The sequence below is a fragment of the Anaerotruncus sp. 1XD42-93 genome, assembly GCF_009917605.1.
GTDB lineage: Bacteria > Bacillota > Clostridia > Oscillospirales > Ruminococcaceae > Anaerotruncus.
Genome location: NZ_QZEG01000060.1, coordinates 1 through 15,580, shown reverse-complemented (window position 1 = coordinate 15,580; position 15,580 = coordinate 1). Strand labels below are relative to the sequence as shown.

Annotated in this window: 11 protein-coding genes and 1 pseudogene; all 12 read left to right on the top strand. The window is 41.7% G+C overall.

The genetic code is table 11. The annotated features are described in order from the left end of the window. Nucleotides 1-168: pseudogene (locus D5269_RS18645) on the top strand (ABC transporter ATP-binding protein); the annotation flags it as partial. Between the two features lie 52 nt (nt 169-220). Then, the gene (locus D5269_RS14930; protein ID WP_166545216.1) at nt 221-1,882 is read left to right on the top strand and encodes an FkbM family methyltransferase; all 1,662 of its coding nucleotides are present in this window, start codon (nt 221-223) and stop codon (nt 1,880-1,882) included. A 48-nt stretch (nt 1,883-1,930) separates the two neighbouring features. Continuing rightward, nucleotides 1,931-2,377 carry a hypothetical protein gene (locus D5269_RS14925; RefSeq protein ID WP_016315308.1) on the top strand — a complete coding sequence of 149 codons (447 nt, stop codon included), beginning with the start codon at nt 1,931-1,933 and terminating at the stop codon, nt 2,375-2,377. A 70-nt stretch (nt 2,378-2,447) separates the two neighbouring features. Next, the gene (locus D5269_RS14920; protein WP_158605020.1) at nt 2,448-6,506 is read left to right on the top strand and encodes a glycosyltransferase family 4 protein; all 4,059 of its coding nucleotides are present in this window, start codon (nt 2,448-2,450) and stop codon (nt 6,504-6,506) included. Next, a complete protein-coding gene (locus tag D5269_RS14915; RefSeq protein ID WP_120486583.1) occupies nt 6,487-8,595 on the top strand; it encodes a DUF998 domain-containing protein in 2,109 nt (702 codons plus the stop codon). The genes D5269_RS14920 and D5269_RS14915 overlap by 20 nt, the downstream gene beginning before the upstream one ends. Before the next feature lie 104 nt (nt 8,596-8,699). Beyond that, on the top strand, nt 8,700-10,484 hold the full coding sequence (locus D5269_RS14910) for a hypothetical protein (RefSeq protein WP_120486582.1): 1,785 nt from the start codon (nt 8,700-8,702) through the stop codon (nt 10,482-10,484). A 30-nt stretch (nt 10,485-10,514) separates the two neighbouring features. Next, nucleotides 10,515-11,306: a glycosyltransferase family 2 protein gene (locus tag D5269_RS14905; protein ID WP_016315312.1), complete on the top strand. Its 792-nt coding sequence runs from the start codon at nt 10,515-10,517 to the stop codon at nt 11,304-11,306. A 24-nt stretch (nt 11,307-11,330) separates the two neighbouring features. Beyond that, on the top strand, nt 11,331-12,191 hold the full coding sequence (locus D5269_RS14900; RefSeq protein ID WP_120486581.1) for a lysylphosphatidylglycerol synthase domain-containing protein: 861 nt from the start codon (nt 11,331-11,333) through the stop codon (nt 12,189-12,191). Beyond that, nucleotides 12,188-13,642 carry a hypothetical protein gene (locus tag D5269_RS14895; protein WP_120486580.1) on the top strand — a complete coding sequence of 485 codons (1,455 nt, stop codon included), beginning with the start codon at nt 12,188-12,190 and terminating at the stop codon, nt 13,640-13,642. Before D5269_RS14900 ends, D5269_RS14895 begins: the two co-directional genes overlap by 4 nt. Then, nucleotides 13,635-14,060, top strand: coding sequence for a capsule biosynthesis phosphatase (locus D5269_RS14890; RefSeq protein WP_016315315.1), 426 nt, complete (start codon nt 13,635-13,637; stop codon nt 14,058-14,060). Before D5269_RS14895 ends, D5269_RS14890 begins: the two co-directional genes overlap by 8 nt. Continuing rightward, nucleotides 14,050-14,784 carry a glycosyltransferase family 2 protein gene (locus D5269_RS14885; RefSeq protein ID WP_016315316.1) on the top strand — a complete coding sequence of 245 codons (735 nt, stop codon included), beginning with the start codon at nt 14,050-14,052 and terminating at the stop codon, nt 14,782-14,784. Before D5269_RS14890 ends, D5269_RS14885 begins: the two co-directional genes overlap by 11 nt. A gap of 31 nt (nt 14,785-14,815) precedes the next feature. Then, a complete protein-coding gene (locus D5269_RS14880) occupies nt 14,816-15,229 on the top strand; it encodes a hypothetical protein (RefSeq protein ID WP_031219474.1) in 414 nt (137 codons plus the stop codon). The last annotated feature ends 351 nt before the right edge of the window (nt 15,230-15,580 follow it).

Here is a 15,580-nt window from a genome sequence, read left to right as displayed (position 1 = left end):
GACGGGGGTGCGGCAACGATTTTGGTGTCGCATTCGCTGAATCAGATTCGAGAACTTTGCAACAAGGTGCTCTGGCTGCACAAAGGAAAACAGATCGCATTCGGGGAGATGGAGCCGATCTGTGACCGGTATGAGGAATTTCTTACGTCGGGAAAGGGATTGCCCTGATGTTATTTATAGCCGATACCAAATCCGAAAAATCCAAAGGAGATATGGATAAATGAAAGAACTGATAAAAAAGATCATCCGCCGTATTTTAGGATGGTATATCCATCCACTTTATCATGAGGATGAACGTATCCGCGAAGAGATGACGGGTTATCAAGAGCAGCTTGGAACTGAGCGAGAAAAATTAGAAGAACAAGGACACATATTGCGAGACTTGTCTGGACAGATACAGCAGATGGCTGGAATGCAGGGCTGCTTAGATCAGCAGCAGCTGCAGATTGAAAAATTAGAAACCGAAATGCCATCCTTTCAGGAAGAGCTTCTGCAAAACGCGGAAGGCATTCAGGAACAGATCCGTCAGCTGGCAGAGCTGCGGGGACAGCTGGATCAGCAAAAAATGCGGAGAGACGAGCGCGATCTTCGGCTGGAGGAACGCCTGAATCAGCAGCAGTCACGGATAGACGAGCGCGATCTTCGGCTGGAGGAACGCCTGAATCAGCAGCAGTCACGGATAGACGAGCGCGATCTTCGGCTGGAGGAACGCCTGAATCAGCAGCAGTCACGGATAGACGAGCGCGATCTTCGGTTGGAGGAATGCCTGAACCGGCAGCAGTCACAGATAGATGAATATGCGGGGATGATTCAAAGCTTAAAAGATGAGCTTTTGCGCAACACCAACAGCATGGTGGAGCAGAATCAGCAGATTTTGAACATAGGCGGTCAGCTCCATGAGATCAAGTGTAAGGAGGCTCTTCTTGACAATAAGCAGTCCGCAATGGTCTATGCCTATCGTTATCTTCTGAATCGAGAGCCGGAAGATGAGTCCATTGTTTCTGGCAATATGTTGGATTGGCAACATCTGCGCAAGGAGTTTATGGCTTCTGCGGAGTATCAGTTAATCACATCGACCACCCCGAGAGAGATGCCTTACTATAGCCTAACTGTGGCGGGAATCACATATTTTCATGCAAAAGAAGATTTATTGATGCCTAATGGGATGATTACAAGCGGGAAAAGCTGGGGAGAAGCAGACATCCAGAATTTTATCAAAATTTCGGATCAGCAGCATTATGGCGGAACCGCACCGCGGGAGGGTCTGTTTCTGGACATTGGCGGAAATATCGGAACCACTTCGATCTACTGTAAGCTGAAGTTAAAACCATCTTTCCGCTTCATCGCATTTGAACCGGTCTCAGAGACAGCCAAATTGCTGTCTGCCAATATTGCAGTAAACGGGGCGTATCCAGACATTATAGTCGAACGGGTTGCATTGTCAAACCAAAAACAGGAGCGGGCAGGCATGCAGATCAACCATGAAAACTGGGGAAACTGCAGTCTGACTACTGACGGCAGCAGCGGAGAGGAACAGGTTATAGTCACTACGCTGGACAGCTATTTGGAAGAACACCAGATCGGCTACAGCGAGATCAAATACATCTGGATTGACGTGGAAGGACATGAACCCGAGGTGCTGGAAGGGGCGGCCTCCCTTTATCGTAAATCCAAAATCCCAACCTGTCTGGAATTTAATCAGAGGGTTTATATGGAACGGCAGAAATACGAGAAGATGCTGGTTCTATTGGAACGATATTTTGATTCCTTCATGGTTTGTGAACAGATCACAGGGGAAAACGACCGCTTGCGCCCCATCAGCGAACTGCGGATGTTGTGGGAAGAATGTGAACACAGGTCCTGCGACCTGATTTTGATGTAAAGAAAATTGTTGTCACAGTCGGTTGGCAACAGGTCAGGAGAATCGGAAATGAAGCAGATACCCGGAAGAGAAGAAGTCATTCGCGCGATTGATAAGGCGATGTCGGAGGAGAGTGGCTGTCTGGAAAACCTGGAATTCGCATGGTTTGAAATCCGACGTTTGGAGGAGATCGGCCCCGTGGAGGGAGATTGGCCGATTACCTCGCATCGTCCAGTCATCGGGAAGATCATTATAGCGGTAAAGCGATTTTTCAGAAAGATGCTGCATAGCTATATACCGCGTGTGGTCGAGGACTTTAACCGGATCAATGAATCACAGCTGCGGACGATCTCATTTCTGGCGCACAGTGTAGAAGAGCTTGATCAACAGTGCAGGCAACAGGCTAAAATGCTCAAACATTACGAATCTATTTTGTGTGAAACTTTGTCCTCTGGGTCCAACATGGAAGGAATGGCCCACTGGATCCAGAAAGAGGTGGATGAAAAACGGGATTGATGCGGTTTGTTTCGTGCGGCGAAACAAGGCCAATCTGTTGATTCCGTTTTTCACCTGGAGGAGGATCAAGATGAAAAAACTGCTTGTGATAAATTTTTTTCCGGCGTTTGTGCCACCGAGAAGCGGAGGAGAACTGCGCTACTTTAATATGTATAGGGGTTTAAGCCAATATTACGATGTGACACTTTTGTCTCCGACTTATGAAAACCATAAAGAAGAGATTGTGGTCCATTCTGATACATTTCGAGAGTACCGCGTTCCAAAAGAAAGCATCCATAGCCAGTTGCATTCGGATATTGCGAAAGAAAAGATATGCAGTGAGATTTCCGCGCTGGTTTGCAGCCTTTCCGCTGAAACCCATAACCGGTACCACGATCTGTACCAGCAGCTATATCCGGAAGCGGACATCATTATCCACGAATTCCCGTATATGCTTTCGTATGACCTCTATTTTGGCATAGACGACAAGCCGCGTATTTATAACAGCCATAATTTTGAAAGCAATCTGCTGAGGCAGATGTGGAAAGGCCCCAATGCGGAAAAATACCTCTCGAAGATGCGGGAGGCAGAACGTACATTGGTACAGAACTGTGACCTTGTTTTCGCAACGTCGGAGGAAGAGCGGACCGCATTTGCCTTGGCATATCATGTGGACCGGGATCAGATCCGGATCGCGCCGAATGGAATCGATGTTTCCCTATATGAAAAAGAACGTCAAAGGAAACGGCCGGATGAGCGCAGAAAGGTGTTTTTCATCGGCAGCGCACATCCGCCGAATGTGGAAGCGGTGTCCTTCCTGACCAAGATCGTTGCGCCGGCATGTCCAGAGATAGATTTCCATATCGCAGGGAAATGCTGCAACGACGTAAAATGCGGCCTGAAAAATGTGCATCTTCTCGGCTTAATTGATGAGGAGCAGAAGGATGATCTGTTCACGACCAGTGATGCGGCGGTCAACCCGATGTTTTCCGGTGCAGGTACCAATCTGAAAACGTTGGAATTCCTTTCTGCCGGAATCCCGATGTTGTCGACCTACGTCGGCGTGCGCGGGCTGGATTTGGAAGAAGGTGTCCACTATGTGCACGCTGAAAAGGACGATTTTGTCCAGAAATTGAAAGAGCTGTTACAAAACGAGCGGCAGCAGGAGACCCTTTCGCGGAAAGGCAAGGAATTTATCAATAGCCGGTACTCATGGGAAAAGATTTGTGACGACGTGCATCAGGCGATCGAGACCCTCCCCGCAGAGCGGGAAAAAACAGGGCTGCACACCATCCTTGCAGTCAATGATTATTCAGTCGATCGGCCGAGTGCAGGCGGAGAAATCCGTATCCACCATCTGCTCAAGCATCTGTCAAAATACAACCGTATTATTTATGTCTGCTTGAACCAAGACGAGGTGAAAAAGCAGTATCTGACAGAGAATTTCCTGCATATTTCGCTCCCGAAAACAGAGGAGCATCTTGCGAGAGAAGCAGAGATCAACCGTCAGCACTGGATTAGCGCTGACGATATTGTCGCTGGAACTATGATCCATGAAAATGCGCTCTATATGCAGGCAGTGCAGACGATCGGAGCGCTTTCGGATATCATTATTCTTGAACATCCTTATATGGTGGATGCGATCCAAGGTCTACCCGACCGGCCTGTAATCTATGAGAGTCATAATTTTGAATACCAGTTGAAAAGGGAACTTCTGGCACAGCATCCGATGAAGGAAAGGCTGGTCGCAGAGGCCAAACGGCTGGAATTTGCGGCTTTGGAGCGGGCCAAACTGGTGGTCAGCTGTTCCCAGGATGAGGTGGAACCGCTCCGTCAGTTCGCGGGGCGGGATGACCTCGCAATCGAAGTGATCCGCAACGGTGTGGCCTTCACCGAGCGGAAGTATGACCATTGTGCATGGAAAAAGATTTTTGATGGACGTCCGGTCGTTGTGTTTGTAGGAAGTGGACATACGCCAAATGTGGATGCAGCGGAATTTATCGTCAAGCAGCTTGCGCCGTCGATGCCGGATGTCGTATTTGTGCTGATTGGTACGGTCGGCGATGCGGTTGCGCATTTGAGTATCCCGCAAAATGTCCTGCTCATGGGAAAACTGGAGGAAAAATATAAAAATTTCCTCCTGTTCGCTGCGGATGTTGCGGTCAACCCGATGGAACAGGGGGCCGGTTCCAACCTGAAACTGGCAGAATATTTTGCTTATGAAATTCCTACGGTCACAACCGCTTTCGGAGCGAGGGGATACGAGATCGAAAATGGATGTCAGGCGGTCATCTGCGAAAGAGCAGAGTTTGCCCGGAACATCAGATGGTTGCTGGAACATCCTGCCGAGCGGGAGGAAATGGTCCGGTCGGCTTGCGATTATGCAAAAAGAGAACTGAGCTGGGAAAGTTTGGCAGATCAGTATGCTAGGTTGATTGATGTTTTAATGGGAAAAAAGCGGCTGCTGGCGGTTACATATCGTTATAATACGCCTCCCAGAGGGGGGGCAGAGATCTATCTGGAAGAGGTATTGCGGAGGATTGCGGCTCGGGAAAATTATGTCGTAGATGTAGTGACGACAGAAATTGGGGACATCCTTAACCAATTTCAATATTCGTGCAGTTATACCAAGGACAAAACCAGTGCCGGTGCCCTGGATAATGGGATGACCGTTTTTAAATTCCCTGTCGACGAGCTTACACTCCATGAAAAATGGGAAAAGTGCAGTGAAATCTACAAAACAGCAATGGAAGAAAGTGTGAAGATTGCGCGGAATTTTGTAGACCGTTATGAGAGGCCCCTGTTGATGGGCGGTTGGCATTATCCCGAGGTCCGCGCGGATGGGGTTTACATCTGGGCTTCGGGGTGCGCGGAGCTTTTTGTTCGGGGAGCCAGTGCACTTTCTCTAGGTGGACATACCGATCGCAGACAGAAGCTCCGGCTGCTGCTCGACGGGAATCAGCTGCTTTCTACCACCGTTCATGGTGATTTTCTGTTGAACCTCGAGAAAATTTGTGGAGATGTTGTCACGATCGAGTCGGTCCCGTTCCAGTTGACAGATCAAGACCCCAGGCCATTGAGCGTCTGTCTTTCGGAGATTGCATACCGGAATCAGGATCAGTGGGAAACGGTCGACTTCACCTTTAACTATAAGCAGTTTTTGCGACAGTCTATAGCAGGAGAATATGTGTCCGAGCTCATACATATCGCGAATATGCGGGAATCAAAAATTGATAAGCTTTTCTATGAAGCTAGAGGGCCGGTTTCTCATAAATTACAGGAGTGGTTGGAAAAGAATATAGAAAAATATGATGTGGTGCTTGGGCACAGTATCCCGTTTAACACACTGATTGATGCACAGGGGATTGCGAAAAAGCATGAGGTGCCTTGTGTCGTACTGCCGCATTTTCATATGGAGGACGAATTCTATCACTGGAGGAGCTTTTATCAGGCTTTGTCCGGTGCGGATTGTGTACTTTCATGTCCAGTGGCCGCAAAAGAAATGTTCTTTGATAAAATTAGAGCAAAAACAAAAAATGTGTCCGGAGGGGGAATCAATCCTGAAGAGTTTGATGAAACAGATTCTTCAGAATTCAGGAGGCAGTACACAGACAAGCGGCCATTTCTCCTTGTGCTGGGACGTAAAGCAGGCGGAAAAAATTATCAATGGGTGATTGACGCGGTAGAAGAACTGAATCGAAGAGGGACAGCGATCCATATGGTGATGATCGGACGGGATGACGATAAAATTCCGGTTCAGTCTCCACATGTGACCTATTTGGGAGAACAGTCCCGAGCCGCGGTCATCGGTGCGCTAAAATGCTGCGAATTTGTTGTCAACATGAGCGAGAGCGAGAGCTTTGGCATCGTGATTCTGGAGGCATGGCTCGCGGGCAAAACGATTATTGCAAACCGCCGATGTGTTGCGTTTGAAGAGTTGATCGACCATGAGGTCGATGGAATTTTGTCGACCCATGAAGATTTGGCGGACTCCATTGCTTGTCTTATGGTAAATCCCAATAGAGATAAGATGGCAGAACGGGGCAGAAAGAAGGCAGATCGGTTTAGCTGGGAGCAGCTTTCCCGAGACATTGAAAAAATTCTTGGGGAGACGGAAGGGATGTATTGTAATGGAAAAACAAGAAATTAGTAAAAGGGGATTTTGGGAGATATTGCTACCCGCCCTGTTTCTGTCGTTTACCTTCTTTATCTTTGGCCCGCTCGAACTTTATATTTCCAATATTGCAGAGTTTTGGTTCTCGTTGGGAGATGTCCTGTGGCCGAGTGTTTTAGCCGGGTTTCTCGTCTGTATGCTGCTTTTTCTCGTGGGAATTTTCTTGCGCGGCAATTGGAGGGAATACTATATCTGCTTGTTAATCGGAGTGGGAGTGGCACTCTATATTCAGGGGAATTTCGTGAAAACCGACTACGGCGTTCTGGATGGGCGGGCGATTCAATGGGAGAATTATACTTCGACAGCAATTTGGAATACACTTCTGTGGATTGCCTGTATCGTTCTCCCGTTCGTTGGACGTACTCTGTTTAAAAAGCAATATAAAACAGGGGTGACTTTGGTTTCTGGCTGCGTGTTATTGGTACAGATGATTACCCTAGGGACGCTGTTTCTTACAACGGATTTTTCAAAACAGAAAGAAGGGGAAGTACATCTGTCAGCCAAAAATCTATATACCGTTTCCCAACAGAAAAATGTAATCATTTTTATTTTAGATGCCTTTGACCAGAGGTTTTTGGATCAAATTCTAATTGAAAGTCCGGAAATAGCGGATTTATTTGATGGCTTTACCAGTTATTCCAATACAAGTTGCATGTTCCCAGGGACACAAGGATCTATGCCGTATATTATGACGGGACAGGTTTATAAAAATGAGCAGCCATATGACGCGTACATCGAAGAAGCCTGCAAAAATACAGACTATTATCACAAACTTCGGGATGAAGGGTTTGATATTGGCTTGTATACGACAGACAGATTTCTTTCAAGCGAAATGAAAGAGACATTTTTAACCAATGCAGAAAAAGAAAAAATTCCAGTGAAATCCCCAGTATCACTGGAAAAAGCAATGCTTCGTTTGGCAGCTTTTCGTTATTTTCCGCATATCATTAAGCCGTATGTATGGTTTTATAGCGGGGTTTTTGATGAGTTAAAAGCAGAGCAAGCTGAAAGTAAAGTTGTAGCTTTCCCTGCGGACAACACAATTTTTTATCAATCCTTGAAAGAGGATGGATTAAAGTTGTTACCTGATCAAAATGTATACAGATTGATACATTTAGTTGGAGCGCATCCACCGGTTTACATGAATAGTGATATTACAATCGCAGAGAAAGGAAAGGCAACTTACATTACACAGGGAAAAGCGTGTTTAAAGATCATGGGAGAATACTTGAACCAGCTGAAAGAATTGGGAATATATGACCAGAGTATGGTAGTAATTACGGCCGATCATGGTGAGTCATCTACATTGGGTGCTTTTCCCATTTTTATGATAAAAGAATTTGAGCAACATGGAAATCTTAAATTTTCAGAAACCCCGATTAGCCACAGCAACTTGATGCCAACGATCTTTAATGCACTTGGGATAGAGACAAGAAAAAATGAAAATACAATCTATCAGGTGAATGAAGCAGATGATATAGAGAGGGAGTATTATTGGTTTCAGTGGAATACGGTAGATAAAAATTATATGCCAGATCTGTTGGAATATCAGGTGACAAAAGAAGGACAGCTTTATTTGACTGGAAATCAGTATACCTATCAGGGTGTAAAAACATTTGCTCCTTATGCTTATGAAATTGGCAGTGAAATCATTAGCATGGATTTTGATCCCCGGCGATACTTTTTAGATGGTCTTGCCAGCATAGAAAGTAATGGACAAGGCGTTTATTGGGTGTGGACATGGGGTAAAAGTGGGCGAATTCTTTTGAATGTTGGAGATGGATTAGAGGGTTTAACAGGAAATTTTGTATTTTCAGGTATTTATGCACCTCCGCAGAAACTTATAATCCGGAGTGGAGATAGAGTCTTGTATGATGGTGAAATCTTCTCTCCAGAAGAAATCGTCAGTTTTAATATACCATCTGAATGTATCAAGAATGGATGGTTGACCTTAAATTTAGAATATCCAAATGCGATATCTCCAGAGAGCCGAGGGGAAAGCGCAGATTATCGTGATTTAGCGTTCTTATTTTCGTCTATCCGTTTTTATGAAAATGCTGGATAAATAATCCAAAAGAACAGAGAAAGCATGCTTTCTCTGTTCTTCGACCATATCGGTCGAAGAACAATATACATTTTGTTTTCCTATCGGAAGGTCAGGAGGATTTTATGAAGAAGCGGGAATTTAAAACGACGGCGTCCCAAAGAACTATTTTAGTGATAACTGCCTCTGTATTTTTATTTCATGTATGTAGCGCTATTCTCTGCAAAAGGCATTATTATGCAGATGGGGCATATGCCCTTGTAAATTTGGTTAATCAACAGAATGAGTTACTTCCTTTAAGCTATGACGCCAATACATTGAGGATGGGTGCAGAATTTATCAATCAGTTACTGGTGATTCTTTGTCTAAAATTCGGAATACGAAGCATAGGATTTTTGAGCATTGTATTTGGAATATCGTTGTTTTTCAATAGTGTGGTTGGAATGACACTTTGCTGGAGAAAGTGCAGATATTTAGAGAATGGAAGAAATCTGATCCTCTTTCCATTTGCAGCGTATGCATTTTTCTGTTTACCCGCAGATATTTTCTCATTAAATCCAGCGTTTACCGCTTTTTGGATTGATATGGTATTGTTTTTTTATATTATCAGTGAAAATAAAAAAACGATTGACAAACTTATATTAGGCGTTTTATTGATTCTAGCGGCGACCTCTTATGAAACCTATTTGGCGATTGGACCGCTTCTGTTGCTGATTTCTCTCATGGAAATAAAAAACCAAAAGCAGAATCCAGTCAAAAGAAAAGAACTGATTATCATATCGATTGGGATTGTATCTGGAGTGATTGTGAATATTCTGTATAAAGCAACACATCACCCACCAACAGAGGGAAGTTTTTTCACAGGATTTCTTTCTTTCTTGAAAAGTAAGAATATTTTAACTTCTAATCTGCTGATTTCCCTTGTAGGACTTTTTTTAGTGGTACTTGGCATCAGCAAATTATTGGATAAAAGATGGATATGGTTGTCCATAGCTGCCTTGGGAATAATTTATATAATGGTAGTACGATATTATTATCACTTCTATAGCCCTGTTTCTGAATATACCTGTAGGATATTGATTGCAGCTGGAATGGCCGGAGGTATTCTATTGGCATATGCCTATTATCGGCTTTATGATACAGTGATTGTAAAAAATATCTGTATCACAAATTGGTGGAGAGCTGCGATCATTGTGTTTGTTCTGCAATGTGTATGGCAATATGGGAATACGTATGAATGGAATCAGTATCTGACCCGTTTTTCAGAGACCGTCAGAACGAACGAAGGGATTATAGAAGATCCTCATAAGGAAAATCCGTTTTCCTGGGGTTGGACACAGCCAAGTTTATCACTATTAGAGAGTGAAGCGAATCGTATTAACTGCCTGGTAGCGCCGAATGCTTATCAAATATCAGTTAATAATGGAGTTGTATATATTCCGTTTTTATATATAAATAATGATGTTTTTGATATGTCAACTATTATTGCATATGAAAACAATAAATTTTCCGCAGCGGATTGTCAGAATGTGTCACTCTCTTGTGATCCCCAAAGGGATTTTACCAGAGAAAATGGCAATATGGAATTAAGTGTAGAAATATATAATAACGGAGAAAAAACACTAGAAAATAAAAACTTATTTGCATCCTACCATATCTATTTTAACGATGAACGTGTTGTGTGGGATGGACCTCGCGTGGAGATCGATCAAAATATTGCTCCTGGAGAAAGTTATTCAATAAACGTTCCCATTGATGATGACTTTTTATCGCATTTTTTATTGCAGGAAGGAAATTACAGTTTTGTGCTTGATCTCGTAAGAGAACATGAGTACTGGTTCCATGACAGTGGGATGCAAAAAACAGAAATTACTTTGTATTACCGTCCTGCTGTGATAGAACTGAAATAATGACGCAATCGAAACAGAGGAGAGAATCATATGGATAAGATATTACTTTTTATTCCAATGTATAATTGCGAGAAGCAAATTATACGTGTGTTAGGACAATTGAATAATGAAGTATGCAGTTACCTAAGTGAGGTGCTGGTCATCAATAACAGAAGTACAGACAATGGAGAAAAAGTAGTAGAAAACTACTTGAAGAAAAATAAGTTAGGGGTCAAAACCACTTTGCTTCGGAACGATGAGAATTATGGTTTAGGTGGGTCCCACAAAGTAGCGTTCGACTATGCGATAAAGAGCGATTTCGATTATGTGATTCTGTTGCATGGAGACGATCAAGGGGATATTTCCAATATTTTACCTTATTTAAAGGAGCGTACATATGAACAGTATGATTGCTTTTTGGGAGCACGTTTTATGCATGGATCACAGCTAAAGGGCTATTCAGGATTTAGGACTTTTGGAAATCAAGTATATAATCTGCTGTTCTCTGTCGGCTGTGGCTATCGAATTTATGATCTGGGTTCGGGCCTCAATATGTATCGGACAGCAATATTAAAGGATGGATTCTATCTGAAATATAAAGATAATCTTATTTTCAATTATTGCATGGTGATGGGTTCCGCCTATTATGGCCATAAAGTGAAATTTTTCCCGATTGTTTGGAGGGAGGACGATCAGGTTTCCAATGTAAAAATGGTAAACCAGGCGATTACAGTATTGAAACTTTTGGCTTCCTATATGGGCGGGAAAAAGAAATTTGTTCAAGGCGAACATCGAGATAAAATTATAAAAGCATATACGGCAACGACGATCTATTCCTGCTGATGTGTTCAATGGGGATGCTTAAAAATGAAACGAAGGATTTACAATATAATCAATAGTTTTGTGCTGGGGATAACCGCAATCTGGTTTATTTACCGCTTCTATGATATTCAAGGGATTTTTGTGAAGAGTACCCCTATATCAGTAGTTTCTATTATGGGAACAGCACTTCTGATCTATGGAATAAAATTTTGTAGATTATATCTTGCTTTATATGATACACAGTTAGGTTTAGAAATCTGTTTAACCACCTATTGCAAAGTAACCCCAATCAGCATTATTCTTCCATTTAAAGTGGGGGAATTCTTTCGAATATATTGTTATGGGAGGCAGATCGGAAGTCTTTTAAAAAGTGTCGTGATTATCCTTTTAGATCGCTTTATGGATACTGCAGCACTGGTAACAGCTATTGCTTTGGTATGGATATTCTATGGTGAAAGACCATCTGTTTTTATCTATTTTTTGTTGATTTTTTTGATATTGTCTGTGTGCTTTTATTTTGTATTTCCTGGGATTTATCGGTTTTGGACAAGGTACCTTCTCTGTGCGAAAGCATCCGAGCATAAGATCTGGGCGCTGAAAACATTGGAATCAATCCATACACTTTATAGTGAGATTGAAAATGTGGTAAAAGGAAGAGGAATGATTCTCTATTTCCTGTCATTAGCCGCATGGGGAATCGAGATCAGCAACATAACATTGATAAATTATATGACAGGAGGTAATCATACAGGTGTGGTAATTTCTGAATATTTATTGTCAGCAATGAGCCGCAGGCAGTCTCCGGAATTTGACCAGTTTGTATTCATAAGTGTGATAGGATTTGTATTGCTTTTTTGGATGTTGTGGGTACGCAAAATGCTCTTTAAGAAAGAGGATGTAAAATGAAAGTAATTGTCGTTTATGATGATACAGGACGAAAAAGCGAAGTAATTACGGATATTATAGGGGATAAGGGGTTCGCTGATGTAATAGTTAAAAAAAGGAGATTGGAAGAGTATTATCAAAGCAGCATTCGCAAGATATATTCTGATCTCCAATGGAAAAAGGTACATTCAGCTTTTGAATATCCGGAATTGGTAAGAGAGATAGAACTGCACAGTGAAGGAACCATACGCATACTTCATTGTTTTTCCAATTATTTGATCTCAGATGAAGAAAAAGCATTGCTGTCTTTCAAAAAATTGGACTTTATCAAAGAGCCTTATTCTGCAAAGGAAGGCAAGCGGATAGCAGCCGTTTTGTTTCCGGATGCAAAGTCATACCTATTTTTTTGCAAAGCAATCCTTTCCGGACAAAAGCCATGGGATGCGGCAAAGAGTATAAAAGAATTTTTTGAGATAGATGGACTTGTTGACATCGGAATAGTAGGAAACTTTGTTCAATGCGTTACCGGGAATTTTGATTCTCGATATTTTAATTCATTGAGGGGAAACGAATATACGCTGGTAAAAAGTTCATCAAATATAAAAAAAATAAAAAGTGAATACACGTTTTATCATCTTCTTCCGGAAGATATGAAATATTGGTTTGTCATGCCTTTCCATTATCAAGAGAGTGAGACAGAGGCAAGTTATACTATGGAACGTCTACATATGACAGATCTTGCGATTAAGTGGGTACATGGTTCGATGGATGAGTCGGAATTTGAAGAGCTGCTTGACAAATATTTCTTCTTTTTCCGAAGCAGATATTCTAGAAAATGCAGCAAAGAGGAATATGAACGGGTCGCTAAGGCATTGTATATTGACAAAGTGAAAGAGCGAATTACAGCCTTAAAAAGGCTTCCGGAATATCAGAAGATTCAAACTATAATTGAGATATCCGAGGAAACGAAACTGGATCTACTGGTTTTGAAATATTTTAGATTAAAAGAAAAAATAGAAGCAAAAATGGACGTCTCTTACGAGAGTGTTATTGGGCATGGAGATCCATGCTTTGCCAACGCTTTATACAGTAAATCAACCAAAACTTTAAAATTTATTGACCCGAAAGGCGCACTTTCTGAAGAAGAACTGTGGACAAATCCATATTATGATATAGCAAAACTTAGTCATTCAGTATGTGGAAGGTATGATTTTTTTAATAATGCTTTGTTTGATATTCATATCAATGATCAGTTTCTCTACACCCTTGAGATACCGTTTGATCCTTCAAAATATATTGATATTTTTAGAAGGAAAGTAGAGGAAAATGGATTTGACTATCTGGCAGTACGCATTTATGAAGTGTCCTTATTTTTATCAATGCTGCCGCTGCATATTGATAATCCCCATAAGGTCTTAGGATTTGTTTTGAATGCAAGAAATATATTAGAGGAGATCGAACGGGATGTTTAAAGAATATTCGTTTGTATTTGACATTGATGGCACACTTTGCCCGATCAAAAAGGAAGAAGAGCAGTATGAAGATCTCATTCCTTACCCCGAAATGGTAGAGAAACTGAGCTATTACAAGCAAAACGGGGCCAGGATCATCTTGTATACTTCCAGAAATATGAATACTTATCATGGAAACATTGGCCTTATCAATAGGCATACAGCAGCTGTTTTGTCGGCTTGGCTGGAAAAATGGAAAATACCATATGATGAGATTATTTATGGAAAAGTATGGCCAGGTCAAAAGGGCTTTTATGTGGATGATCGAACGATACGCCCTGATGAATTTTTGAAATATACACCGCAAGAGATGGAAGCTTTATGTTCAGCATCTAGATGCAATACACAAAAGAATGAGGAGACCAAATATGAAAAATAAGATAGATATTGTAATCACAATGGGAGGACTTGGTTCAAGATTTCGCAAGATAGGTTATCAGATCCCTAAATACATGATAGAGGCAAAAGGGAAAACGTTGTTTGAGTGGTCTTTGATGAGCCTGGAGGGGTATCGTGCGGATGCGGCACAATATATTTTTATCGCTATGCGCGACAAATCGGTGGATGTGCAGTCTTTTATTAACGCACAGTGTCAGAAGTTGAATATACAAAACTATCACGTTATTTTGTTAGACTATTTGACGGATGGCCAGGCTACCACCGCGAAATTAGCAGAACAGTATTGGGTTCCAGAACACGCCCTATTGATCTATAATATTGATACTTATGTTGAATCGGGGGAAATGAATAGTACTGAATTAAAAGGAGATGGATTCATTCCTTGTTTTCAGGCAGAAGGGATCCATTGGAGTTTTGTCCGGCTTGATGAAAAAGGAAAAGTGGCAGAGGTCAAAGAAAAGAAGAGGATTTCCAATTACTGTACACTTGGCGCATATTATTTTAGGACTTGCCAGTTATATCGGGATCTTTATGAGGCATATTATAGAAAGAAGCCGGAACTGGTTAATGGAGAAAAGTATGTGGCTCCCTTATATGATTATCTTTTATCCCAAAATGGAGAGATATACATATCGGATATTGCTCCCGAAAAGGTGCATGTTTTAGGGACGCCAGAAGAATTAAAGAGATTTTTAGAGGAATAGTCAATGATGGATGGAACATCAGAGGTGTGCTTTGAAAAAACTATTGATACAGGGAATGCACTTTATCGGATTGAGCGGAATTGGCTGGCTTTTAGATTTTTGTGTATACGCAGGGTTTAGTGCTATCTCGGGAAATCTGGTAAAAAACAATATGATCAGTTCTTGGGTAGGAGTAACATTTGTATTCTTTTTTGCGACTAGAAAGGTATTTCAGAATAAAAGTAAAATACCTTTGAGTTGCAAATATCTGATCTATCTTTTTTATCAATGTATTCTGATCCTATTTGTTTCAAAGCTCTTGGGAATTGTGAATACTGAAATTATAAAAAACTTTAAAGTAATGCTTATTTTAAGATATTCTCCGATTTTATCCAAAATTTTAATTACGCCTGTTACCATGATATTGAACTTTTTTGTGATGAAAGGGCTTATAGAAAAACTATAAACAGAGATATTCATAAGTATTTAGATAAAATTTGGAGCCACCAGTATATTTATAAATACAAAACGCCGGAGATAGGCAAAATATTGTATCAGGAATACGCTTCTGGAGTCATCCGGACAGAACAGGATTTTGTAGCTCGATTACAGGAATTGGAGGCCGTTTGAAAGGGTAGTAAGAAAATCTATATTGTGGCTAAAATTTTTGATAGGCCCGGAAGCGTAGCATACCTATGCAAGACACCTAGAGTCTGTTCACACAAACGAAGATATGCTATAATAAGGGAATGGAACTGAAGAAAGAACAATACGAACAAATCGCAGAGTGCTTTCCGAAACAGCGGAAACCAGCAAA